19 protein-coding genes are annotated in these 22,155 nt (G+C 64.9%); 7 read left to right on the top strand and 12 right to left on the bottom strand.

Going from position 1 to position 22,155, the window contains the following annotated elements:
* Positions 1-84 precede the first annotated feature (84 nt).
* The 3 genes from gshB to LB520_RS17190 all read right to left on the bottom strand — a co-directional run bounded on the left by gshB (position 85) and on the right by LB520_RS17190 (position 2,498).
* Positions 85-1,038: a glutathione synthase gene (gene gshB / locus LB520_RS17200; RefSeq protein ID WP_224638265.1), complete on the bottom strand. Its 954-nt coding sequence runs from the start codon at positions 1,036-1,038 to the stop codon at positions 85-87.
* An 81-nt stretch (positions 1,039-1,119) separates the two neighbouring features.
* On the bottom strand, positions 1,120-1,494 hold the full coding sequence (locus LB520_RS17195) for a GtrA family protein (protein WP_224630055.1): 375 nt from the start codon (positions 1,492-1,494) through the stop codon (positions 1,120-1,122).
* Positions 1,494-2,498, bottom strand: a complete 1,005-nt coding sequence (locus LB520_RS17190) for a glycosyltransferase (RefSeq protein WP_224638264.1) — start codon at positions 2,496-2,498, stop codon at positions 1,494-1,496. Before LB520_RS17190 ends, LB520_RS17195 begins: the two co-directional genes overlap by 1 nt.
* Before the next feature lie 128 nt (positions 2,499-2,626).
* On the opposite strand from LB520_RS17190, the gene LB520_RS17185 reads away from it, so the two are divergent.
* From LB520_RS17185 to LB520_RS17155, 7 genes are all read left to right on the top strand, one after another.
* Positions 2,627-4,423, top strand: a complete 1,797-nt coding sequence (locus LB520_RS17185; RefSeq protein ID WP_224638263.1) for a GtrA family protein — start codon at positions 2,627-2,629, stop codon at positions 4,421-4,423.
* A gap of 246 nt (positions 4,424-4,669) precedes the next feature.
* Complete coding sequence (locus LB520_RS17180) at positions 4,670-6,019, top strand: putative bifunctional diguanylate cyclase/phosphodiesterase (RefSeq protein WP_140635945.1); 1,350 nt, start codon at positions 4,670-4,672, stop codon at positions 6,017-6,019.
* 533 nt (positions 6,020-6,552) lie between these two features.
* Entirely contained in the window at positions 6,553-7,320 is a 768-nt protein-coding gene (locus LB520_RS17175) for an SDR family NAD(P)-dependent oxidoreductase (RefSeq protein WP_224638262.1), read from the top strand.
* Positions 7,317-8,252, top strand: coding sequence for a 2-dehydro-3-deoxygalactonokinase (locus LB520_RS17170; protein WP_224638261.1), 936 nt, complete (start codon positions 7,317-7,319; stop codon positions 8,250-8,252). The genes LB520_RS17175 and LB520_RS17170 overlap by 4 nt, the downstream gene beginning before the upstream one ends.
* Entirely contained in the window at positions 8,249-8,887 is a 639-nt protein-coding gene (locus tag LB520_RS17165) for a 2-dehydro-3-deoxy-6-phosphogalactonate aldolase (protein ID WP_224638260.1), read from the top strand. Before LB520_RS17170 ends, LB520_RS17165 begins: the two co-directional genes overlap by 4 nt.
* The gene (locus LB520_RS17160; RefSeq protein WP_224638259.1) at positions 8,887-9,759 is read left to right on the top strand and encodes an SMP-30/gluconolactonase/LRE family protein; all 873 of its coding nucleotides are present in this window, start codon (positions 8,887-8,889) and stop codon (positions 9,757-9,759) included. The genes LB520_RS17165 and LB520_RS17160 overlap by 1 nt, the downstream gene beginning before the upstream one ends.
* Before the next feature lie 534 nt (positions 9,760-10,293).
* Positions 10,294-11,346 carry a D-alanine:D-lactate ligase-like protein gene (locus tag LB520_RS17155; RefSeq protein WP_224638258.1) on the top strand — a complete coding sequence of 351 codons (1,053 nt, stop codon included), beginning with the start codon at positions 10,294-10,296 and terminating at the stop codon, positions 11,344-11,346.
* A 280-nt stretch (positions 11,347-11,626) separates the two neighbouring features.
* On the opposite strand, the gene LB520_RS17150 is transcribed toward LB520_RS17155, so the two are convergent.
* The 9 genes from LB520_RS17150 to LB520_RS17110 all read right to left on the bottom strand — a co-directional run bounded on the left by LB520_RS17150 (position 11,627) and on the right by LB520_RS17110 (position 22,006).
* A complete protein-coding gene (locus LB520_RS17150; RefSeq protein WP_140725241.1) occupies positions 11,627-11,914 on the bottom strand; it encodes a DUF1330 domain-containing protein in 288 nt (95 codons plus the stop codon).
* Positions 11,915-11,954: 40 nt separating this feature from the next.
* A complete protein-coding gene (gene pyrF, locus LB520_RS17145; protein ID WP_224532197.1) occupies positions 11,955-12,638 on the bottom strand; it encodes an orotidine-5'-phosphate decarboxylase in 684 nt (227 codons plus the stop codon).
* A gap of 23 nt (positions 12,639-12,661) precedes the next feature.
* Entirely contained in the window at positions 12,662-13,258 is a 597-nt protein-coding gene (locus tag LB520_RS17140) for an NADPH-dependent FMN reductase (RefSeq protein ID WP_140700581.1), read from the bottom strand.
* 354 nt (positions 13,259-13,612) lie between these two features.
* Complete coding sequence (gene pmtA / locus LB520_RS17135; RefSeq protein WP_224630046.1) at positions 13,613-14,218, bottom strand: phospholipid N-methyltransferase PmtA; 606 nt, start codon at positions 14,216-14,218, stop codon at positions 13,613-13,615.
* Positions 14,219-14,363: 145 nt separating this feature from the next.
* Entirely contained in the window at positions 14,364-15,491 is a 1,128-nt protein-coding gene (gene dnaJ, locus LB520_RS17130) for a molecular chaperone DnaJ (RefSeq protein ID WP_095769451.1), read from the bottom strand.
* 201 nt (positions 15,492-15,692) lie between these two features.
* On the bottom strand, positions 15,693-17,609 hold the full coding sequence (gene dnaK / locus LB520_RS17125; protein ID WP_140845306.1) for a molecular chaperone DnaK: 1,917 nt from the start codon (positions 17,607-17,609) through the stop codon (positions 15,693-15,695).
* A gap of 522 nt (positions 17,610-18,131) precedes the next feature.
* Positions 18,132-19,100 (bottom strand): substrate-binding domain-containing protein, encoded by a 969-nt coding sequence (locus tag LB520_RS17120; RefSeq protein ID WP_224638257.1) that lies wholly within the window; start codon positions 19,098-19,100, stop codon positions 18,132-18,134.
* An 18-nt stretch (positions 19,101-19,118) separates the two neighbouring features.
* Positions 19,119-20,414 (bottom strand): ABC transporter permease, encoded by a 1,296-nt coding sequence (locus LB520_RS17115; protein ID WP_224532183.1) that lies wholly within the window; start codon positions 20,412-20,414, stop codon positions 19,119-19,121.
* On the bottom strand, positions 20,411-22,006 hold the full coding sequence (locus LB520_RS17110; protein WP_224638256.1) for a sugar ABC transporter ATP-binding protein: 1,596 nt from the start codon (positions 22,004-22,006) through the stop codon (positions 20,411-20,413). Before LB520_RS17110 ends, LB520_RS17115 begins: the two co-directional genes overlap by 4 nt.
* Between the last annotated feature and the right edge of the window lie 149 nt (positions 22,007-22,155).

Raw genomic sequence — 22,155 nt, 5'->3', positions numbered from 1 at the left:
TAGCGGCGATGACGCAACATTGCTCCGACAATCTCGGATACGGTAGGAGGCCGATATCCGTGCTGCAGAGTCAACATGCGGCAATTACGCGGCCGATTTCAGCCGCTTCCCCTCAACGCAATCCCAGAACAGGCTGGCGATATCCGCGCCACCAAAACGCTGCACTTCGCGCACGCCGGTCGGCGAGGTGACGTTGATCTCGGTCATATAGTCGCCTATCACGTCGATGCCGACCAGGATGAAGCCGCGCTCCCTGAGCGCCGGTCCGATGCGGGCGCAGATCTCGCGCTCGCGCTCCGTCAGCTCGGTCTTCTCGGCGCGGCCGCCGACATGCATGTTGGAGCGGGAATCGTGCTCGGCCGGCACGCGGTTGATGGCGCCCACCGGCTCGCCGTCGATCAGGATGATGCGCTTGTCGCCCTTGCGCACGTCCTTGAGATAGCGCTGCACGATATAGGGCTCGCGGAACAGCTGGCCGAACATTTCGAGCAGCGAGGCGAGATTGCGGTCGGCCTCGTGCAGATGGAAGATGCCGGCGCCGCCATTGCCGTAGAGCGGCTTGACGATGATGTCGCCGAACTCCTTGCGGAAGGCTGCCACTTCCTGGGGATCCTTGGTGATCAGCGTTTCCGGCATCAGGTCCGGGAATTCGGTGACGAAGATCTTCTCCGGGCTGTTGCGCACCCAGGCTGGGTCGTTGACCACCAGCGTCTTCGGATGGATGCGCTCCAATATGTGCGTGGTGGTGATGTAATTCATGTCGAAGGGCGGGTCCTGGCGGAGCAGCACGACGTCCATGTCGGAGAGGTCGGTGCGCACCTTCTCGCCCAGCGCGTAATGGTTGCCCTTCTCGTCGCGCACCTGCATCTCCTCGACGCGCGCGAACACCTTGCCGCCCACCATCGACAGCCGGTCGGGCGTGTAGTGGAAAAGCTTGTGGCCGCGCCGCTGCGCCTCCAGCGACAGCGCGAAGGTCGTGTCGCCGGCGATCGACACGGTGGAGACATGGTCCATCTGGACGGCGATCTTCAACGGCATTTGCGGCTCTCCGGGGAACTCAGACGCCCGATATAGGGAAATCGGCGGCGCCTGCCAATCGTGCTCGCTTGGTGCAGACGCTCAGCGGTCGAAGACCAGCCTGGAGTAGCCGAGGAAGGACAGCGCCATCGCGACGATCGAGGCAAAGGCCAGCGCGGCCAGCGGCGGCAGCGCCGGCAGGGCGAACAGGACGGCGCAATAGACTAGATAGTTGACGACGCCGGCGGCGACGCCGACACCGCCATAGCGGGCGCCTTCCTGCGCGATGCCCCGGCTCGACGGCGCGAAGGTCAGATGGCGGTTGATCTGCCAGGTGACGCAGAGCGCGAAGCCGATCGACAGCAGGCGCGCCGCCATCGGGCCGAGCGGCGTGGCGGCAAGCAGCAGCCAGAGCGCCGCGGCGTCAGCAACGAAGCCGATGCCGCCGGTAAGGATGAAGCGGACGAGGCGGTCCACTATGCCGCCCGCGAGGACTTGCCCGCCTCGCTCTTGGGCGAGGCCTGTCCGGATATTCCGCGCTCGGCCCGGCCGGAGGAAATCGACAGATAGAAGATGCGCTTCTGCTCGGCCCGCCCGCGCGACACCGAATCGAGGATCAGCCCGGTCATCATCGACAGCATGGCCAACAGCAGCATGCCGATCGACAGCACCCAGGTCGGCATGCGCGGCACCAGCCCCGTCTGCGCGAACTCGACCAGCACCGGGATCATCAGGCCGATGCTGGCCGCCAGGAAGAACAGCGCGAACGTGCCGAAGAAGCGCAACGGCTGCGTCTCCTTCACCAGCATGGCGAACATCCACAGTATCCTGGCGCCGTCGCGGAAGGTCGACAGCTTCGACGACGAGCCTTCCGGGCGGCGGCCGTAATCGAGCGCCATCTCGCTCACCGGCAGCTTGAGCTGCGAGGCATGCACCGACATCTCGGTCTCGATCTCGAAGCCGCCGGAAACGGCCGGAAAGCTTTTGACGAAGCGGCGCGAAAACACCCGGTAGCCGGAGAAGATATCGGTGAAGTCGGTCCCGAACAGACCCTTGTAGAGGCGGTTGAAGATGCGGTTGCCGAAAGCGTGGCCGTTGCGGCCGGCATCGTCGCTCACGCCGCGCCTGGTGCCCACCACCATGTCGGAGCGCTCGGTCTGCAGGACGTTGATCAGCTGCGGCGCATCCTCCGGCGCATAGGTGCCGTCGCCGTCGGCCATCACATAGATATCCGCGTCGATGTCGGCGAACATGCGCCGCACCACATTGCCCTTGCCCTGCCGCGGCTCGCGCACGACGGTGGCGCCGGCGGCTCGGGCTTTCAGCGCAGTGAGGTCCTTGGAATTGTTGTCGTAAACATAGATCGCGGCCGAAGGCAGCGTCTCGCGGAAGCGCCGCACGACGTCGCCGATCGTCAGCTCCTCGTTGTAGCAAGGCAGGAGCACGGCGATGACCGGCTCGTGGCGGACTGCATGCGGCATGTCTGTCTCCGGACGCCCGATCCAGCCTCCGGCCGTCCTCATGCCGGCCCTGTCGAGCCGTTTTACTATTTATTGAAGCCGTTAAGGCTAGGTTTAAAACCGATCCTCTCCCTTCAAAGGCCACAGCAATGGGCACAGCCGAGACCGGCGCCGCCGCCTGGAAGTCCGATCTGGCGCTGGCGCTGCTTGCGGCCCTGCTCGCATTCGCTATCAATGCATGGGCCGGGTTTGGCCAACTGACCGATGCCGGCGGCGACAACGACAATCTGCTGCGCCTCGTCGAGGTCCGCGACCTGCTCGCCGGTCAGGGCTGGTTCGACCTGCACCAATACCGGATGGGGCTGGAAGGCGGCTTCGTCATGCACTGGTCGCGGCTGGTCGACGCGCCGATCGCCGCCATCGCATTTGCCGCCTCGGCGCTCACCGGCAGCAGGCCGCTCGGCGAGGACGTGGCGCAGGTGATGTGGCCGGCGCTGCTCTTCTGGTCGACCTTGTTCTTTACCGCCCGCGCCGCGCGCAGCTTCGGCGGTGGCGGCGCGGTGCTGCCCGCCATCCTGATCGGCGCCGCCGGCTATTATTTCATCGGCATCTACGATCCCGGCGCGCTCGATCACCACAACGCCCAGCTGATGCTGACCATGGGGAGCCTCGCTTTGCTGCTCGATGCGCCCTCCCGACGCTGGGCCGCATTCTTGTCCGGCCTCTGCGCGGCGCTGACGCTCGCCGTCGGCATGGAAACCGTGCCCTACGTCGCCACCATAGGTGTTTGCGTGGCGCTGCTGTTCGTCGCCGATCCAGGCGGCGAACGGGCGATCGCCCGGGATTTCGGCCTCGGCTTCGCCGGTGTCGCGGCGCTTGTCTTCGCCATCACCGTTCCGCCTTCCGCATGGGGCGTGGCGCAGTGCGACGCCTTCTCGGTCGCGCAGTTCGTCGTCGCGGCCATTGCCGGCGTGGGGCTTGCCGCTATCGCCTCCGTCGAGCCCGCCGCCGGCAGCTGGCCGCGCAGGCTGGGGTCGCTTGCCCTTCTGGGGGTCGTGCTCGGCGTGGTCGTAGCGGTGCTGTTCCCGCAATGCCTCTCCGCGCCTTATGCCTCCCTCGATCCACGCCTCAAGGAACTGTGGCTCGACCATATCGACGAGGCCCAGTCGCTGTTCGCGCTGCTTGTCCGCGATCCGGCGCGCGTGGCGGCGCGTTACGCCACGCCGCTGATCGCGATCGTCCTGATGGCACGGCACTTGCGCCGCGGCGGCTGGCGGCGGCAGGACAGCCTCGTTGCGGCACTGCTCGTCGTCGCCTTCGCGGTCGGCGCCTGGCAGGTGCGCGGCACCACCTTCTCGATCGCCTTTGCCGTCGTTCCGCTGTCGGCCTGGATCGCCAAATGGCGGGCGCGGGCCGAAACAAGCTCCTCGCTGGGCGTGGCGCTGCGCCTTGCGGCCGTCTGGCTGATCTCGATGAACCCGGTCTGGACAGGCGTCGCCGCGGCCGCCTCGGTCGCCTTGGAAAAAGACAAGCCCGTCGCCGACGGCGGCACCACGGACATGACTTGCCAGAAGAAGGCCAGTTTTGCGCCACTCGGCGGCATGGCCGATACCACCGTGCTGACGATCTCCAATCTCGGAGCGCCGGTCCTCGCTTATAGCGGCCATCGCGTTTTCGCCGGCCCCTATCACCGCAACGTCGCCGGCAATCTCCTGGCGCTGGACGCCTTTCTCGGCTCAGCCGATGACGCACGGGCAATCGTCGAGGCGCATCGCGTCGGCCTCGTCGCCATCTGCCGCGGCAATGTCGAGACCCTGATCCTGACCCGGAAGGCGCCGCAGGGTTTCCTTGCCGGCCTGCTGCGCGGCTCCGTGCCGGACTGGCTCGAGCCGATCGGCGAGAAAGGCAGCCCGATCGAGCTCTATCGCCTAAAGCAAGCTGGCTAAAGCAATTCCTGAAGGTGCGAAACGGCGTTTGCTGCGCAATTGCATTCCAGAAGAGACCGTTCGATACTTATATTAGCAATTATGCATAAACGAATATTGGAGGTTGGGCTGCCATTTCTTGTCCAAAGCTGAGCCGGCGACGTGCCAAGCAGCTTCTGGACGATGGAAAAATCGATTTTCCGATACTTTTCCTAAACGCTTTGCTGCCACTCTGGCCATAAATACCGACATCAGAACAGAGGCATGATGCAAACGACGTTTGGCACCGGCCAGCCAGGCAAGGAAAATACGGATCTAGCCTTCACGGATTCGTTGACCGGGCTCGGCAACCATCGTCGCTTCTTCGACAAGGTCGATCGCCTGATCAGCGACCGCGCCGACGATCCCGCGCCCTTTACCGTCGGCATCCTCGACCTCGACGGCTTCAAGCCGATCAACGACCTGTTCGGCCACAAGGCCGGCGACGACATCCTGATCCAGGTGGCGATGCGGCTGCGCGCTTCGATGGACGGCTATTCCACGGTCTGCCGCATCGGCGCCGACGAGTTCGCCTACCTCTATCCGATGGTGTTCTCGGAGGAGCAGGCGGCCGAGACGTCGCGCATGCTGATCGAGATATTGTCGGCGCCCTATGATGTCGGCGAGCGCACCGCAAGGCTTTCGGCCTCGGTCGGCTGCTCGCTGTTCTATTCCGGCGACGAGACCACCGAGATCCTTCTCAACAAGGCCGAGACCGCGCTCTATCACGCCAAGCGTTCGGGCCGCGGCCGCGTCGTCGTCTACACCCGCGAGATGGAAGAGGCGGCCAAGCGCGTCACCCGCATCGAGCAGGCGCTGCGCCGCGCCGTCTCGGCCGGCGAGGTCGAACCGCATTTCCAGCCGATCGTCGATTTGAGCAGCCGCCGCACCATCGGCTTCGAGACGCTGGCGCGCTGGACCGACCGCGACCTCGGCGTCGTGCCGCCATCCGTCTTCATCCCGATCGCCGAGGAACGCGGCATCATCGGCCCGCTGTCGCAGCTGGTGCTGCGCAAGGCGGCGGAGGCGGCGCGCAGCTGGCCGAAGGAGCTGTTCTTGTCCTTCAACCTGTCGCCCTCGCAGCTCGTCGACCAGAACACCGGCCTGCATATCCTGGCCATCCTCGACCGCACCGGCTTCGATCCGCGCCGGCTGGAGATCGAGATTACCGAGACTGGCCTGATGAACGATCCGGCCTCGGCCGAGAAGATCGTCGAGGACCTGCGCCGCGTCGGCATCCGCGTCTCGCTCGACGATTTCGGCACCGGCCAGTCGTCGCTCGGCCGCCTGCGCGAGTTCCATTTCGACAAGCTCAAGATCGACCGCGCCTTCGTCTCCTCCATCCTCGACGACCGGCCGTCGGAGCACATCATCCGCGCCATCCTCGCCATGTGCGAAGGGCTCGGCATGGATGTTGTCGCCGAAGGCATCGAGGACGAAGCGCAGGCCGACCGCCTCGTCCAGTTCGGCTGCGCTGGCGGGCAGGGCTATCTGTTCGGCAAGCCGGCCGATGCCGACGCCACGCTCGGCTATCTGCGAGATTCCTATCGCGGCGCGCTGCACGCAAAGGCGATCTGACTAGTTCCCCAGCACAGGGGATTTTGACCGATCGGCTCTGTTTGCGTTGATCGCATGCGCTGGAGATTGGCCGAAACGCCCATCGCGATCGTCATTCCAGGGCGGAGCAGGAGCGAAGCTCCGTCGCGAAGACCCTGGAATCCATGCCGTTACCTTCGCCAAGGATCGCAACGGAGCAGAATTTTTGCACCGTGGCGGCGCTTCCAAGTCACGGAATGGATTCTACGGTCTGCGCGCGTCGCTTCGCTCCTTGCTCCGCCATAGAATGACGAGGTTGGGGCGACTTCAACCAATCCCCGGCGTTGTGCTGATTTCACGGAAATGAACGGAAAATCTTGCACCAAGACAAACGGCAACCTTTCAAAATCCCTATGTCGGGGAACTAGAGCTTTCCGGCTGTTCGGAAGACCGGCCGCCGCCGCCTGCGGCGCGTCGATCATTTGTCGGACATAAGCTATCGAAACCGCCATTTCGTCCTTGCTCCCGGGCCCGGCGTGGCTAGGATGCGCGCCGGCAAAACGGGAGAACGGATCATGATGCCATCGGCGCGTTTCGCCGACCTCGACGGCGCCTCGGTGCTGATCACCGGCGGCGGTTCCGGCATTGGTGCTGCGCTCACCGAAGGCTTTATGCGGCAGGGCGCCAAGGTCGCTTTCATCGACATCGCCGACAAGCCAAGCACCGCCCTTGCCGACCGGCTGGAGAAGGAGCTCGGCCGACGCCCGCTCTACCTCAGCGCCGACCTGCGCGACATCGACGCGCTGCGCGCCGCCGCCGCGAAGGCGGCCGAGACGCATGGCGACGTCACGGTGCTGGTCAACAATGCCGCGCTCGACGAGCGTCACGCAGTGGAAGACGTCACCGTCGAGTTCTGGGACAACAACCTTGCGATCAACCTGCGCCCGCATTTCTTCACCGCCCAGGCCGTGGCGCCCGGCATGAAGCGGGCCGGCGGCGGCTCGATCATCAACTTCACCTCCACCTCCTATCTGATCAACCACCCCGATATGCCGGCCTACACCGCGGCCAAGGCGGGCATCCTCGGCCTGACCAAGGGCCTTGCCGGCAAGCTTGGGCAGGACCGCATTCGCGTCAACGCGGTGGCGCCAGGCTGGGTCATCACCGAACGGCAACGCAAGCTCTGGGTCACCGACGAGGCGCTCGCCGCCCATGTCGCCAAGCAGTGCATCAAGGATGTCATGCAGCCCGACGACATGGTCGGCACGGTGCTGTTCCTGGCGTCGGACGCCTCGCGCATGCTGACAGCCCAGATGCTGATCGTCGATGGAGGTTTCCTGTGAGCCCGGCACCAGCGGTCGCCGCGCTCGACTGGGGCACGACCAGGCTCAGGGCCTGGCTGCTCGACGGCTCGGGCAAGGTGCTTGCCGAGCGGCGCGGCGATGACGGGTTGATCACCGCCCGCGAAAAGGGCTTTTCGAACGTGTTGGAAGGCCATCTTGCCGCGATGGGCGCGCCGGACATGTTGCCGGTCATCATCTGCGGCATGGCCGGTTCTCGGCAGGGCTGGATCGAGGCGCCTTACGTCACCGTGCCGGCGCCGATCGGCGCGATCTTGCGCGGCGCCGCCCGCATCGCGGGCTCGCGCCGCGACATCCGCATCGTGCCCGGCCTCGCGCAGCGCCTGGCCGACGCGCCCGACGTCATGCGCGGCGAGGAAACCCAGCTTGCCGGCGCCGGTTTGCCGGCAAAGGGGCGCCACCTCGTCTGCATGCCCGGCACGCATTCGAAATGGGTCGCGGTCGCGGACGGCGCGGTCACGGGCTTCGGCACCTGGCCCACCGGCGAATTGTTCTCCGTGCTGGCCACGCACTCGATCCTGAAACACTCGCTGGGCGAGCATCCCGCTCCGGTTGCCGCGGGCAGCCCGTTCTTCCGTCAGTGGTGCGAGCGGGCTTTGGGCGAAGGCGGCGACGTCACCTCGAAACTGTTTGCCATCCGCGCCGCCGGGCTTCTGCAGGATCTGCAGCCCAATGATGCGGCGGCCTGCCTGTCCGGGCTTCTGATCGGCGGCGAGATCGCCTCGGCAAGGCGCCGCTATGGCGCCAGCGATGCGCCGGTGGCGCTGATCGCCTCCGGCGCGCTGGCCGAGCTTTATGGCACAGCGCTGAGCCTCGCCGGCCTTGCCTTTCGCAGCGTGGACGCCGATGAAGCGGTGCGCGCCGGCCTCGTCGAGGCCGCGCGCGAGAACGGCATGATTGGAGGCGCTTCATGAGCCAGACCGCACACTTCCCGAAACTGAAGCGCGGCCTTGTCGCCATCCTGCGCGGCCTGAAGCCGTCCGAGGCGGTGGCGATCGGCCGGGCGGTCCACGATGCCGGCATCGAGGCGATCGAAGTGCCGCTCAATTCGCCGGAGCCGTTCCTCTCCATCGCCGATCTGGTCAAGGCGCTGCCGAAAAGCGCGCTGATCGGCGCCGGCACGGTGCTGACGGCGACGGACGTCGATGCCTTGCACAAGGCCGGCGGCAAGTTGCTGGTCAGCCCCAACATCGATGCCGAGGTCATGGGCCGTGCCATGCAATACGGCATGGTGACGATGCCTGGCGTGTTCACGCCGACCGAAGCGTTCCAGGCGATCCGCCTCGGCGCCTCGGCGCTGAAATTCTTCCCGGCAAGCGTGCTTGGATCGAGCGGCATCGCGGCGATCCGCGCCGTGCTGCCGGCAACGACGCTTGTCGGCGCCGTCGGCGGCGTTTCCGACAAGGATTTCGCCGGCTACAAAGCGGTCGGCGTCAGTGTCTTCGGGCTGGGATCGAGCCTCTACAAGCCGGGCGCGAGCGTCGAGGACGTGGCGCAGCGCGCCCGCGCCGCGGTCGCCGCCTGGGATGAAGCTTTCGGAGTGGCGTGATGAATGGCGTTTCGGTTTTTTCCGACCATATCTGCGAGCTCGGCGAGGGCCCGAGCTACGATCCCGCCGCCGACACGCTGTTCTGGTTCGACATTATCAACGGCAAGCTTCTGGAAAAGCCGCTCGCCGGCGCGCTGAAAGTGCATGATCTAGGCGTCATGGCCAGCGCCATTGCGGTCATCGACGCCGACCGCCAGCTGATCGCCACCGAGGTCGGCCTGCAAGTCCGGGACGTCAAGACCGGCAAGCTGACGCTGCACACGCCGATCGAGGCCGACAATCCGCTGACGCGCTCCAACGATTCGCGGGTTCATCCCTGCGGCGCCTTGTGGACCGGCACGATGGGCAAGGACGAGCAGAAGGGCGCCGGGTCGATCTACTGGTTCTTCAAGGGCGAATTGCGCAGGCTGTTTTCGGGCATCACAGTCTCGAATTCCATCTGCTTCTCGGAGGACGGCAAAATCGCCTACTACACCGACACCGCGACCGGGCTTCTGATGCGCGTTGCCTGCGATCCGGCGACCGGCCTGCCGGCCGGCGAAGTGAAAGTGTTCGTCGATCATCGCTCCTCGAAAGGCTATATCGACGGTTCGGTCGTCGACCGCGACGGCGTGCTGTGGAATGCCGTCTGGGGCGGCAAGGCGGTTAAGGCCTATGCGCCAGACGGCACGCTGTTGCGCGAGATCGCCATGCCGGTGACGCAGGCCTCCTGCCCCGCTTTTGTCGGTTCAAAGGCCGACCGGCTGGCGGTGACCTCCGCCTGGAAAGGCAAGGACGAGAAGCAGCGCGCGCTCGACCCGCAGGCCGGCATGACCTTCCTGCTCGACATTCCAGTCAAGGGGCGCTTCGAGCCGCGCGTGCTGATCGCATAATTCCTCGACACAGGGGTTTTGAAAGCGTCCTGGTTGTCGGCAGGCAAGGTTTTCACCGTTCATTCCATGAAATCAGCGCAAACGCCGGAGATTGGCCGAGCCTCTCAACTCGTCATTCCAGGGCGAAGCAGCCGCGAAGCGGCGTCGCGGAGACCCTGGAATCCATTCCGTGACCTCGGCCGAAGGGCGCAGCGGAACAGAATTCTGCACCGCGAGCGGCGCCTCGATGTAACGGAATGGATCCTCGGGTCTGCGCGCGTCGCTTCGCTCCTTGCTCCGCCCGTGGATGACGATTGTGATGGGGTTTCGGCTAATCTCCGAGGCATGCCGCCCCAAGGCAAACATAGCCGGCGGTCAAATCCCCGTGCTGAGGAATTGGAGCAATCTTCGCCGTAGTGTTTCATCCGGAATTGCATCAAACAAGAGATGAGGTGGCCGGCTTACTGTCGCGCAATCGCCTCGGTTCGGTCGGTTTCCCGCAAGCCGGCCACTTCGGGCATGCGATGGTACGCGCCTGATTTCCCGGAGCTTTCGATGCCGCAGCCGACCTTGATCCTTGTCTACGAACCGGAAAAACCCTGTTTCGACCGGCTGGTCGCCCAGGGCTATCCAGCGGAGCGCGCCATCGAGATCTCGTCCTATCTGGCGCAGTCGACCGATCTTGCGCCGGAATTCAACCAGCTTGCCGAGGCTTGCGAAAGGCGCGGCCTCGCCTTCAGGCCTGTCGAGCTCGACAACGCGGCGCCGGTTCTGGCGGGGGCCGATCCGGCAACGACGCTGGTCTGGACGCTTACCGACGGTATCGCCTACTTCCGTGGCGGCGCAGCACCGGCGCTGGCGCGGCTAAAGGGGCTGCGCACCGTCGGCGCCGACGATTCGCTGTTCGCGCTCTGCCAGGACAAGCTGCGTTCCGGCGCCGTGCTCGGCGCGCTCGGCCTGCCGGCGCCGCAGGCCGGCCTTGCGCGCAACGGCACATGGCTGGTCGAGCCACCGGCCTCGCCCAAGGGCTGGTTCGTGAAACCCAACCGGCTCGGCGCCAAGATCGGCATTTGGCCGGATTCGCGCACCGCCGATCTCGGCCATGCGCTGGAGCTTAGCCGGCGTATTTTTTCGCATTACCGCGACGATGTCGTCGTCCAGCCCTATGTCGCCGGCCGCAACGTGCGGGCGAGCTTCCTCGGGCTCAAACAGGAAACCGGCACGGACGCGCTCGGCATCGTTTTTGTCGATTCCGGCGGCGATTTCCAGACCATGGCCGATTCGATGGCGCTCTATGGCGGGACCGGCCAGGCGGCGAAGGATGCCGGCACCTATGCCGAGCCGGAGCTCGAGGCCGTCGGCGCGAGTCAGCCGGAGGCGGACCGAAAAATCCGCGCCATCGCGCAGAAACTGATAAGCGGTCTCGGGCTGCGGGATGTCTTTTCCGTCGATTTCAGGGTCGAGGCCGACGACACCGTGCACCTCATCGAGTTCGAAGTCTGCCCCGGCCTGCCTTGCTTCGATTTCCGCGACTATTGCCGCAAGCAGTGGGGGATGAGCCTTGCGGACGCGATGGCGGAGACGGCCGCCATTAGGTTGATGTCGTGACCTCCAGAGTGGCCGAGATCTAACAACCTCGTCATTCCAGGGCGGAGAAAGGAGCGTAGCGACGCGCGCAGACCCTGGAATCCATGCCGTTGCCGCGGCCGAAGGGCGCAGCGGAGCAGAATTCTGGACCGCACCGGCGCCTCGAAGTCACGGAATGGATCCTCGGGTCTGCGCGCGTCGCTTCGCTCCTCGCTCCGCCCGTGGATGACGACAGCTGGGCGTTTTCGGCAATCTCCAATGTAAGCCGCGCAGCAACAGCCGATCTGCCTGCTCGCCGAACCTAGACGCCCTCGACCAGCACGATCTCGCCATCGGCGACTTTCTGGCGGATGGCGGCGGCGCGCTGGTATTCCGGCGAGTGGTAGCAGTCATGCGCGGTCGCCAGCGATTCGAACTCGATGATGACGTTGCGGGCGCGCCCCGGCCCTTCGGCCTTTTCGTGCTCGCCGCCGCGCGCCAGGAACTTCGCGCCGAAGCGGTCGAAGGCGAGCTTCGCGGCGGCAACATAGTCCTTGTAGCCCTCGGCGTCGCGCACATCGACACGGGCGATCCAATATCCCTTCGGCATTCTTTTTCTCCTGTTGTTTTTCGCGAAAGAGGGCCGGTCCTCAGGCGGATTGCATTTCGGCGAGTATCGCCTCGGCCGCAGCGCGCCGGTCCGGCGCGGCGACGATCGGCCGGCCGACGACAAGGTGGCTGGAGCCGTTGCGGATCGCCTGCGCCGGCGTCACCACGCGTTTCTGGTCGCCATGGGCGCTGCCGGCCGGCCGGATGCCCGGCGTCACCACCGCCAGATCGGGTCCGACGATGCGGCGCACCGCCTCGGCCTCCTCAGCCGAGCAGACGATGCCGCCCATGCCGGCATGCAGCGCCTGTTCGGAGCGCCTGAGCACCAGCGTGTGCGGGTCGTATTCATAGCCGGCGTCGATCACGTCCTGCTCGTCCATCGACGTCAGCACCGTCACGCCAAGCAGGCAGAGCTCGCTGCCCCTGGCCGCCTCGACAGCCGCTCTCATGGTTTTTGGATAGGCATGCAGCGTCAGCATCGTCATGCCCATCTTGACGATGTTCTCGACGCCCTTGGCGACCGTGTTGTCGATATCGAGCAGCTTCATGTCGAGGAACACTTTCGTGCCGCCACTGGCGAGCTCCCGCGCGAAGTCCAATCCGCCGGCGAAGGCGAGCTGGTAGCCGATCTTGTAGAAGGAAACAGCGCCTTCGAGCTCGCGCACCGCTCTCTCAGCCTCCTTCAGCGTCGGCAGGTCCAGCCCAACGATCAGCCTGTCCCGCATAGTGTCGGCCTCCGCGAAATTGATCACGCCTCGATCCGGGTGGACAGCATGCGCGAGGTTTCGATCAGTGTACGGCATAGGCGCTCCATCGATTGCTGTAGTCTGGCGTCCCTGAATTGTCCGTCCTCGGCGAATGCTTCGCCGGCCTCGGAGACCGAGCATTCGGGCGTGATCACCTCCATCTGGCAGCGCACCAGCACCGCGCGCAAATGGTTGATGCAACGTATGCCGGCGAACTTGCCCCCTGAGGACGAACAGAGCCCGACCGGCTTGCCGGCAAGCGGCCTGAACGTATGGCTGCCCTCGCGCCGTACCCGGCTCACCCAATCGATCGAGTTCTTGAGCAATGGCGGGATCGAGCCGTTATATTCGGGCGTCGCGATCAGCAGCCCGTCATGCGCGGCAATCTGCCGGCCGAGCTTGATGGCGTTTTCGGGGATGCCTTTTTCCTTTTCCAGGTCCTCGTCCATGATCGGCAGCGGATAGTCGCCGAGCGAGATGCGCGTCACCTCCGCGCCCTGCATGGCCAGTTCCTTCTGCGCCACATCGGCGGTCCGGCCGCTGAAGGCGCCGCTCCGGGCCGAGCCGGCGAAGACGAGAATTCGTGGGATCACTGCCATTGGCCACCCTTGTTCGGGGACAGGTACAGCCAAGGAGCATTCAAATCAACGAGGGGTGGCAGAAAACGTTCGAGGATTGGTCGCCACCTACCAACTTCGTCATCCACGGGCGAAGCAGCCGCGAAGCGGCGTCGCGAAGACCCGAGGATTCATTCCGTTACCCCAATCGCAGAGCGCAGCGGGGCAGAATTCTGGATCGTCGCAACGCTTCGAAGTCACGGAATGATCCTCGGGTCTGCGCCGCGTCGTTTCGCTCCTTGCTCCGCCCCTGGATGACGAAGTGACGGGCGTTTCGGCCAGTCGCCAGCACGCTGCCGCCACTGGCGATGCCCGAAACACTTTCGCAGGTAGAAACTAATGGCCTGCGCGCCGGTAGATCCACAGCTGCGTCGGCGGGATGTTGCGGAAGATGAAATCGAAATGCTCGACCGTGTAGTCGCCGCGCCCGGCTGGGATCGGCGACAGCGGGCCATAGGTCAGCTGCACGATCGGCCGTCCGGCGGGAATGCGGTCGAGCAGGCTTTCGATATAGGCGATGCGCTGGGCAACGGGGAAATTGAGCAGCGGCACGCCGGAGACGACCGAATCGAACACCATGTCGCGCTTGTCGCCGAGCGTGGCATTGAGATTGAAGGCGTCGCCCTCGATGACGTTGACGCCGGGATAGAGCCCGCGCAGATGACGCACGAAGTCGGTCGAATATTCGACCGCGTAGAGGTTTTCGGGCTTCACGCCCTGGGCCAGGATGGCGCGGGTGATCACACCTGTGCCGGGCCCGACTTCGAGCACCGGAAGGCCCGATCTCGGATTGACGATCGACGCCATCTTGCGGGCGGTGACGGAACTGGTGGGAACGATCGAGCCGACCGTTTTCGGCTTGTCGATCCAGCCTTTGAAGAACTTCAGCTCGTCGTCGAATTTTTCGGCCAGCGCTTTGCGCAACCCGGGACTACGTGCCATCACGAGCTCTCCTCAATGCTCAGCCTCCCGCTCCGCTACTTAGCAGGTGGGTGGGACAAGGCAAGGCGTCAAGCTGGCATAAGGTGTTGATGACGCTTGGGCACCGGATCGCCCCGATGCCGTGCGAAATGCGCGCCTGCGGCAATCAGTTTTCGCCGAACGACTCGAAGAAGTCCTTCATGCGCGCGAAAAAGCCGCTCGACTGGGGCGAATTGTCCTTCGAGGAGATCTGCTCGAACTCTTCCAGCAGTTCGCGCTGGCGACGCGTCAGGTTCTGCGGCGTCTCGACCGCCGTCTGGATGTAGAGGTCGCCGACATTGGGCTGGCGCAGCACCGGCATGCCCTTGCCCTTCAAGCGGAACTGGCGGCCGTTCTGCGTGCCTTCCGTCACCTTGACCTTGGTCTGGGTGCCATCGAGCGTAGTGACCTCGAAGGAGCCGCCAAGGGCTGCCGTCGTCATCGAGATCGGCACCTTGCAATAGAGGTCGGCGCCGTCGCGCTGGAAGAATTCGTGCGGCTTGACCGCCAGGAAGATGTAGAGGTCGCCGGGCGGTCCGCCGCGCAAGCCGGCCTCGCCCTCATTGGCCAGCCGGATGCGGGTGCCGTCCTCGATGCCGGCCGGGATGTTGACCGACAGCGAGCGTTCCTCGGTGACGCGGCCCTGGCCGGCGCATTTCGGGCAGGGGTCCTTGATCGTCTGGCCCCGGCCCTGACATTGCGGGCAGGTGCGCTCGATCGAGAAGAAGCCCTGCGTGGCGCGCACCTTGCCGTGGCCGTGGCACATCGAGCAGGTCACCGGCTGCGTGCCGGGCTTGGCGCCGCTGCCGGAGCATTCCGAGCAGGAGATCGAGGCCGGCACGCGGATCTGCGCCGTCTTGCCGGAAAAGGCTTCTTCCAGCGTGATCTCCATGTTGTAGCGCAGGTCGGCGCCGCGCTCGCGGCCGCCCGACGAACGGCGCTGGCGGCCGCCCATCATGTCGCCGAAAATATCCTCGAAGATGTCGGCGAAGCCGCCGGCGCCGAAACCGTGCGCGGCGCCGTTCATGCCGCCCTCGAAGGCGGCGTGGCCGAAACGGTCATAGGCGGCGCGCTTCTGCGGGTCCTTCAGCGTCTCGTAGGCTTCGTTGATCTCCTTGAACTTGTGCTCGCAGGCGTGGTCGCCGGGGTTGCGGTCGGGATGGAACTGCATGGCGAGCTTGCGGAAAGCGCTCTTGAGTTCCTTGTCGTCGGCGCCTTTTTGCACGCCCAGCGTTTCGTAGAAATCAGCTTTCATTTTTTCCCGCTGTCCGGATGCTCAATGTCTTCAAGCATTGTTGGCGACGTTTGCCGGCACGTTCTTGGATTTAGGAGCGATGTTTCCCGGATGCTAGTACTAAGCCGGGCCGCTCCGGGTTTTTCTGTCACTTTTTCGACTGGGGTTGCAAAAAAGCCCGGCCTTCCGCCGGGCTTTTCGCATGATCCGCCGTCAGCCGGCTCAGGCCGACTTCTTCTTCTCGTCGTCTTCGTCGATTTCCTCGAAGTCGGCATCGACCACGTCCGAATCCTTGGCGGCGTCCGCCTTGGCGTCGGCTTCGGCCGCTTCCTTCTGCGAGGCCTCGTACATGGCCTGGCCGAGCTTCATCGACACTTCGGCGAGCGACTGCGACTTGGCCTCGATGTCGGCCGGGTCGTCGCCCTCGGCTGCGGTCTTCAGCGCGGCTATCGCGTCCGAGATCGCGGTGCGGTCAGCCTCCGAGACCTTGTCGCCATAGTCCTTCAGCGACTTCTCGGACGAATGCACCAGCGCTTCGGCCTGGTTGCGGGCCTCGACGAGGGCACGGCGCTTCTTGTCCGCGTCGGCATTGGCCTCGGCGTCCTTCACCATCTTCTCGATGTCGGCGTCGGACAGACCGCCCGAAGCCTGGATGCGGATCTGGTGCTCCTTGCCGGTGCCCTTGTCCTTGGCCGAGACATTGACGATGCCGTTGGCGTCGATGTCGAACGTGACCTCGATCTGCGGCACGCCGCGCGGGGCCGGCGGAATGCCGACGAGGTCGAACTGACCGAGCATCTTGTTGTCGGCCGCCATCTCGCGCTCGCCCTGGAAGACGCGGATCGTCACCGCCGACTGCGAATCCTCGGCGGTCGAGAAAGTCTGGCTCTTCTTGGTCGGGATCGTGGTGTTGCGCTCGATCAGCCTGGTGAACACGCCACCCAGCGTCTCGATGCCCAGCGACAGCGGCGTCACGTCGAGCAGCAGCACGTCCTTGACGTCGCCCTGCAGCACGCCGGCCTGGATGGCGGCGCCAAGCGCCACGACCTCATCCGGGTTGACGCCCTTGTGCGGCTCCTTGCCGAAGAACTGCTTCACGATCTCCTGGATCTTGGGCATGCGGGTCATGCCGCCGACCAGGACCACCTCGTCGATCTCGCCCGCCTTCAGGCCGGCATCCTTGAGCGCCGCCTTGCAGGGGTCGATGGTGCGCTGCACGAGATCCTCGACCAGGCTTTCGAACTTCGCCCGGGTGAGCTTCATCGTCAGGTGCTTCGGGCCGCTGGCATCGGCGGTGATGAAGGGCAGGTTGATCTCGGTCTGCGTCGTCGACGACAGCTCGATCTTGGCCTTTTCCGCGGCCTCCTTGAGGCGCTGCAGCGCGAGCTTGTCGGCCTTGAGGTCGATGCCCTGCTCCTTCTTGAACTCGGCCGCCAGATACTCGACAAGACGCATATCGAAGTCCTCGCCGCCGAGGAAGGTGTCGCCATTGGTCGACTTCACCTCGAAGACGCCGTCGCCGATCTCCAGCACGGAAATATCGAAGGTGCCGCCACCAAGGTCATAGACGGCGATGGTCTTGCCGTCCTTCTTCTCCAGGCCATAGGCAAGTGCGGCGGCCGTCGGCTCATTGATGATGCGCAGCACCTCGAGGCCGGCGATCCTGCCGGCGTCCTTGGTCGCCTGGCGCTGGGCGTCGTTGAAATAGGCCGGAACGGTGATGACCGCCTTCTCGACCTTCTCGCCGAGATAGGCTTCCGCCGTCTCCTTCATCTTCTGCAGGATCATGGCCGAGATCTGGCTGGGCGACTGCTTCTTGCCGCCGGCCTCGACCCAGGCGTCGCCATTGTCGCCCTTGACGATCTTGTAGGGGACAAGCTTCTTGTCCTTCTCCGTCACCGGGTCGTCATAGCGGCGGCCGATCAGGCGCTTGACCGCGAAGATGGTGTTTTCCGGATTGGTGACCGCCTGGCGCTTGGCCGGCTGGCCGACGAGACGTTCGCCGTCGCTCGAAATGGCGACGATGGAAGGCGTCGTGCGCGCGCCTTCAGCATTCTCGATCACCTTGGGGTCCTTGCCATCCATGATGGCGATACACGAGTTGGTGGTGCCGAGATCGATACCGATAACTTTTGCCATTGTTCTAATCTCTCCTCTAAGCAGGCTCTCTGGACCCTTCAAAAGGCGTTCCGACGAAAGCCCCTGTTCACAAGAAATCCCGTCATGGTCCCCGCTTTTTAGGGCTGGACGGCTGGCGCGTATATAAGAACAGGCGACACAAGGCGCAAGCATCCTGCGCAAGCTGTCCATCGTCTCGGCAGCGACCCGCAAGACACCCGTCGCGCTCTGCGTCCGAGCCGGTCTGAGGTCGATCTATCTCACTGTTCCGGCTTGGTTTTTTTGAAACGGTGCCGCTTAGGGCGTGCAGATCTGCCGACCGCCAAGGTCAGGACCTGCTGTTTCGGGCGTGACTTTCGGTCGCGAAAGAGCGGAAAATCAGCATTGCGGCGACGCTTCGCGCATCCGGCGGCAAGCTGTGGGGAGCGCCTGGCGCTCGGGCAAAGCCCTGCCGGGCGCATAGCCCGGCAGGGGATTGCGGACTTCAAGCAATTCCACGAAAAGCCGCAGCGGTTTTCCGTTCGGAATTGCGTCAAACAGAACCTAGAGCCCGTTATCCTTCAGGATCTTGGCGGCGTTGTCCTTGGTGATCTTTTCCGTCGGCAGGGTGATGGTCTTCTCGACCTTCTCCCCTTTCAGGAACTTGATCGCCTGGCGCAGGCCCTCGGCGCCCGGCGTGACATAGGTGAAGGTCGCGGTCAGCTCGCCCTTGTTCACCATCTGCACGCCTTCATTGGGCAGGCCGTCGATGCCGATGAACTTGATGTCCTTCTCGCGCCCGACATCCTTGGCCGCGAGATAGGCGCCATAGGCCATCGGATCGTTGTGGCCGTAGACGACATCGATCTTCTCGTTGGTCTTCAGCGCGTTGGCCATGATGTTATAGGCTTGGTCCTGCTTCCAGTCGCCCGACTGCTGGTCGAGCAGGTACTTGATGCCCGGCTCCTTGTCGGTGAATTCATGGAAGCCGTCATGGCGGTCATGCGCCGGCTGCGTGCCCATGCCGCCCCAGATCTCGACGACGTTGCCGGCCGCCTTGCCCTTGCCGCCCAGGAGCTCGACGGCATATTCGCCAGCCGCCCGGCCGATCAGCTTGTTGTCGCCGCCGACGAACTGCGTGTAGTCCTTGGTTTCGACATTGCGGTCGAGCACGAAGACCGGGATCTTGGCGTCGATCGCCTGCTGCACCACGCCGGTCAGGCCGGCCGACTCCTTCGGCGAGACCAGCAGCGCGTCGACCTCCTGGCGGATCAGGTTCTCGACGTCGGCGACCTGCTTTTCGGTCTTGTCCTCGCCGTCGGTGATGATCAGTTCGACCTCCGGGTGCTTGGCGGCTTCCGCGATGATGTCCTTGTTGAACTGGGCGCGCCAGGGTTCGATGGTCGTCACCTGCGAGAAGCCGATCTTCCACTTCTTGTCCTGGGCAAAGGCATGGCTGCCGGAAAAGAGCGCGGTGGTCGTCACAAGCGCCGCCGCGAAGGTGGCGAGCTTCAGCATTTCACGTCGTTTCATGGTCCTGTTTCCTCCGGATTATAGAGACGAGGTCTCCTGTGACGGCCGCTTGGCTGCGGCCGTTTCCTTTTGCGCCGCCCGTCCGCCGGGCAGGCGCAGATAGCTGAGAAGATCGCCGGCGTTGCGCTCCTGCACGAGCACGGTGCCGATGATGATCGCCCCCTTCAGAACCAGTTGAAGGTTCGAATTGATGTTGTGCAGCTGCAAGATGTTTGACAGCAGACCGAAGATGAGCACGCCGCAGAAGGTGCCGACCAGGCTGCCGCGCCCGCCCATCAGGCTGGTGCCGCCGATGACCACGGCGGCGATGGCGTCGAGCTCCAGTCCGGCGCCGGCATCGGGCTTGCCTTGGCGGTATTGGGCCACGTAGAGCACCGCCGCGATGCCGGCGAGCAGGCCCGACACCGCATAGGTGGCTATCTTGACGCGCCCGGCGGCGATGCCGGAAAGCCGCGCCGCCTCCTCATTGCCGCCGATGGCGTAGACATAGCGGCCGAAGGGCGTGAAGCGCAGCACCGCGCCGTAGATCACGACCGCGCCGAGGAAGAACAGGCCCGGCATCGGCACGATGCCGAACACCAGCGAGCGCAGGATCTCGAAATCGGCGGTGGCGTTCGAGCCGGTATAGACCGGCAGCACCGCGTTGTTCTGGCCGGCGGTGAGCCTGGCGATGCCGAGCGCCGTCACCATCATCGCAAGTGTCACGATGAAGGGCTGCAGCCGGCCGGCGACGATGATGAAGCCGTTGATGGTGCCGAACAGAAGGCCGACGCAAGGCGCCACCAGCAGCACGCCGAGCACGCCGAACTTGGTCTCGACCTGCGGCAGCAGGTACCACAGCGAAAGGCAGCACAGCGCCACGCCGACGACGCCCGGAATGATCAGCCCGCGCGCCTTGTCCAGTCGCGCGTCGCGCCCGGCTTCCGCCCCGGCGCGGGATTTCTCGATGTTGAGCAGGATGAAGCGGGTGGCCAGCACGCCGAGGCAAAGCGCCGCCAGCGCGGTCGTCGGCACGCCGAGCGCCGCCGACGGCGTGACGCCCGGCACGGTGAGCAGCATGGCGCAGACGACCGAGCAGATCGCCATCAGCGAGCCGACCGAAAGATCGATGCCGCCGGTCAGGATCACCGCCGTCATGCCGGTGGCGATGAGGCCGGTGGTCGACACCTGGCGCAGCACGTCGAGCAGGTTGCCGTAGGACAGGAAGATGTTGTTGCCCTTGGAGCTGATCGGCGAGCCGAACACGCCGATCAGGAAGATGGCGATCAGCCCCCAGTACAGCTTGGTGCGGGAAACAAGGCTGATAAGGTTCATGCGGCTGGTCTCGCTGCCCGTCTTGGTGTGGCAAGTCTTGGCGCGGCAAGCCGCATGATCGCCTCCTCGCTGGCCTCGGCGCGGGACAGGATCCCGCGCTGGCGGCCCTCGGCCATGACCAGGATGCGGTCGGCCAGATGCAGAAGCTCGGGCAGTTCGGAGCTGATCACGGCAATCGCCAGCCCGTCGCCGGCCAGCTTGAAGACGAGGTCGTAGATTTCGCGCTTGGCGCCGACATCGATGCCGCGCGTCGGCTCGTCGAGCAGAAGCACGCGCGGCCGGGTCGCCAGCCACTTGCCGATCACCACCTTCTGCTGGTTGCCGCCGGACAGCGTGCCGGCGGCCTGCTCGATGCTTTCGCAGCGTATGCCGAGCGCGCCGACCGCGTCGCGTGCCAGGCCGCGCTCGCCCGAGCGCGAGCGCAGGCCGAAGCGCGCCAGCGCGCCGACCAGAGGCAGCGCGACATTGTCGGTGATCGAGGCTTGGAGATGCAGGCCTTGCGTCTTGCGATCCTCGGTCACCAAAGCAATGCCGAGCCGGCGGGCCTCGCGCGGCGAGCCGATCTCGACCGGCACGCCGTCGAGCCGAATCTCGCCGCCGGTGCGGCCGTCGCTGGAGCCGAAGATCGCCTCCAGGATCTCGGTGCGGCCGGAACCCAGCAGCCCACCAATGCCGAGGATCTCGCCGGCCGAAAGATCGAAGCTGACGCCGTCGATCATCGTGCGCCAGCCATGCCGGTCGGGCTTCGATAGCGACAGGTCCCTGACCGAGAGCACCGCTTCGCCGCCCGGGCCGCGCTCATGATCGGAGGAAGCGAGAAGGTCGCGCCCGACCATAGCGGAGATGATGGCGTCTTCGTCCAGCTTTGCCATGTCCCGCGTCAGCACGTGGCGTCCGTCGCGCAGCACCGTCACCCGGCTGGCCAGATGCATGACCTCGTCGATGCGATGCGAGATGTAGACGATCGCAACGCCGCTTGCCGCGAGCTGGCCGATGATGCGGAATAGTCTCTGGCACTCGGCCGGCGACAGCGCCGAGGTCGGCTCGTCCATGATCAGGATGCGCGCCGACTTCGACAGCGCCTTGGCGATCTCCACCAGTTGCTGCTCGCCAACCCTGAGCGTGCCGACACGCGCCTCGGGATCGAGCTCGATGCCGAGACGCTGCAGCAACGCGCTGGCAGTGCGGCTGCTCGCCTTGCGGTCGACGACCAGCCCGGCGATCAGCTTTTCGCGGCCGAGGAAGATGTTGTCGGCGACGCTGAGCTCGGGGACGAGGTTGAGCTCCTGGTGGATGATGGCGATGCCGGCGTCCTCGGCGTCGCGGACGCCGGTGAAGCGGACTGCCTGACCGTCGATCGCCACGGCGCCTTCGTAGTCGGTATAGACGCCCGACAGGATCTTCATCAGCGTCGACTTGCCGGCGCCGTTCTCGCCCATCAGCGCATGCACCTCGCCGGGCCTGAGGTCCAGGCTCACATCGGACAGCGCGGCGATGCCGCCGAACCGCTTGGAAATGCCGGTCGCGCTCAGGACGACGGTTGGACCGTCGGCGGCCGCATTGCCAGTCGTGGTGGAATCAACGCGCTGCATGGCAAAGGACGGCCTCCCTCCGTCGTCTTCGATTGTTTGAACGCTAATCTAAACGTTTCGAACGTGTCAAGCACATATCTGGTCACTAAGGATTGTTGCATTTCAATTCTTGCGAAAAATGCCGGATTTGCGTAGGTTTGGCCAAATAG

It is taken from the genome of Mesorhizobium sp. CA12 (genome assembly GCF_020165255.1).
GTDB lineage: Bacteria > Pseudomonadota > Alphaproteobacteria > Rhizobiales > Rhizobiaceae > Mesorhizobium.
Note: the sequence above shows the minus strand (reverse complement) of the source record. Positions and strands in the feature narration are given on the sequence as shown.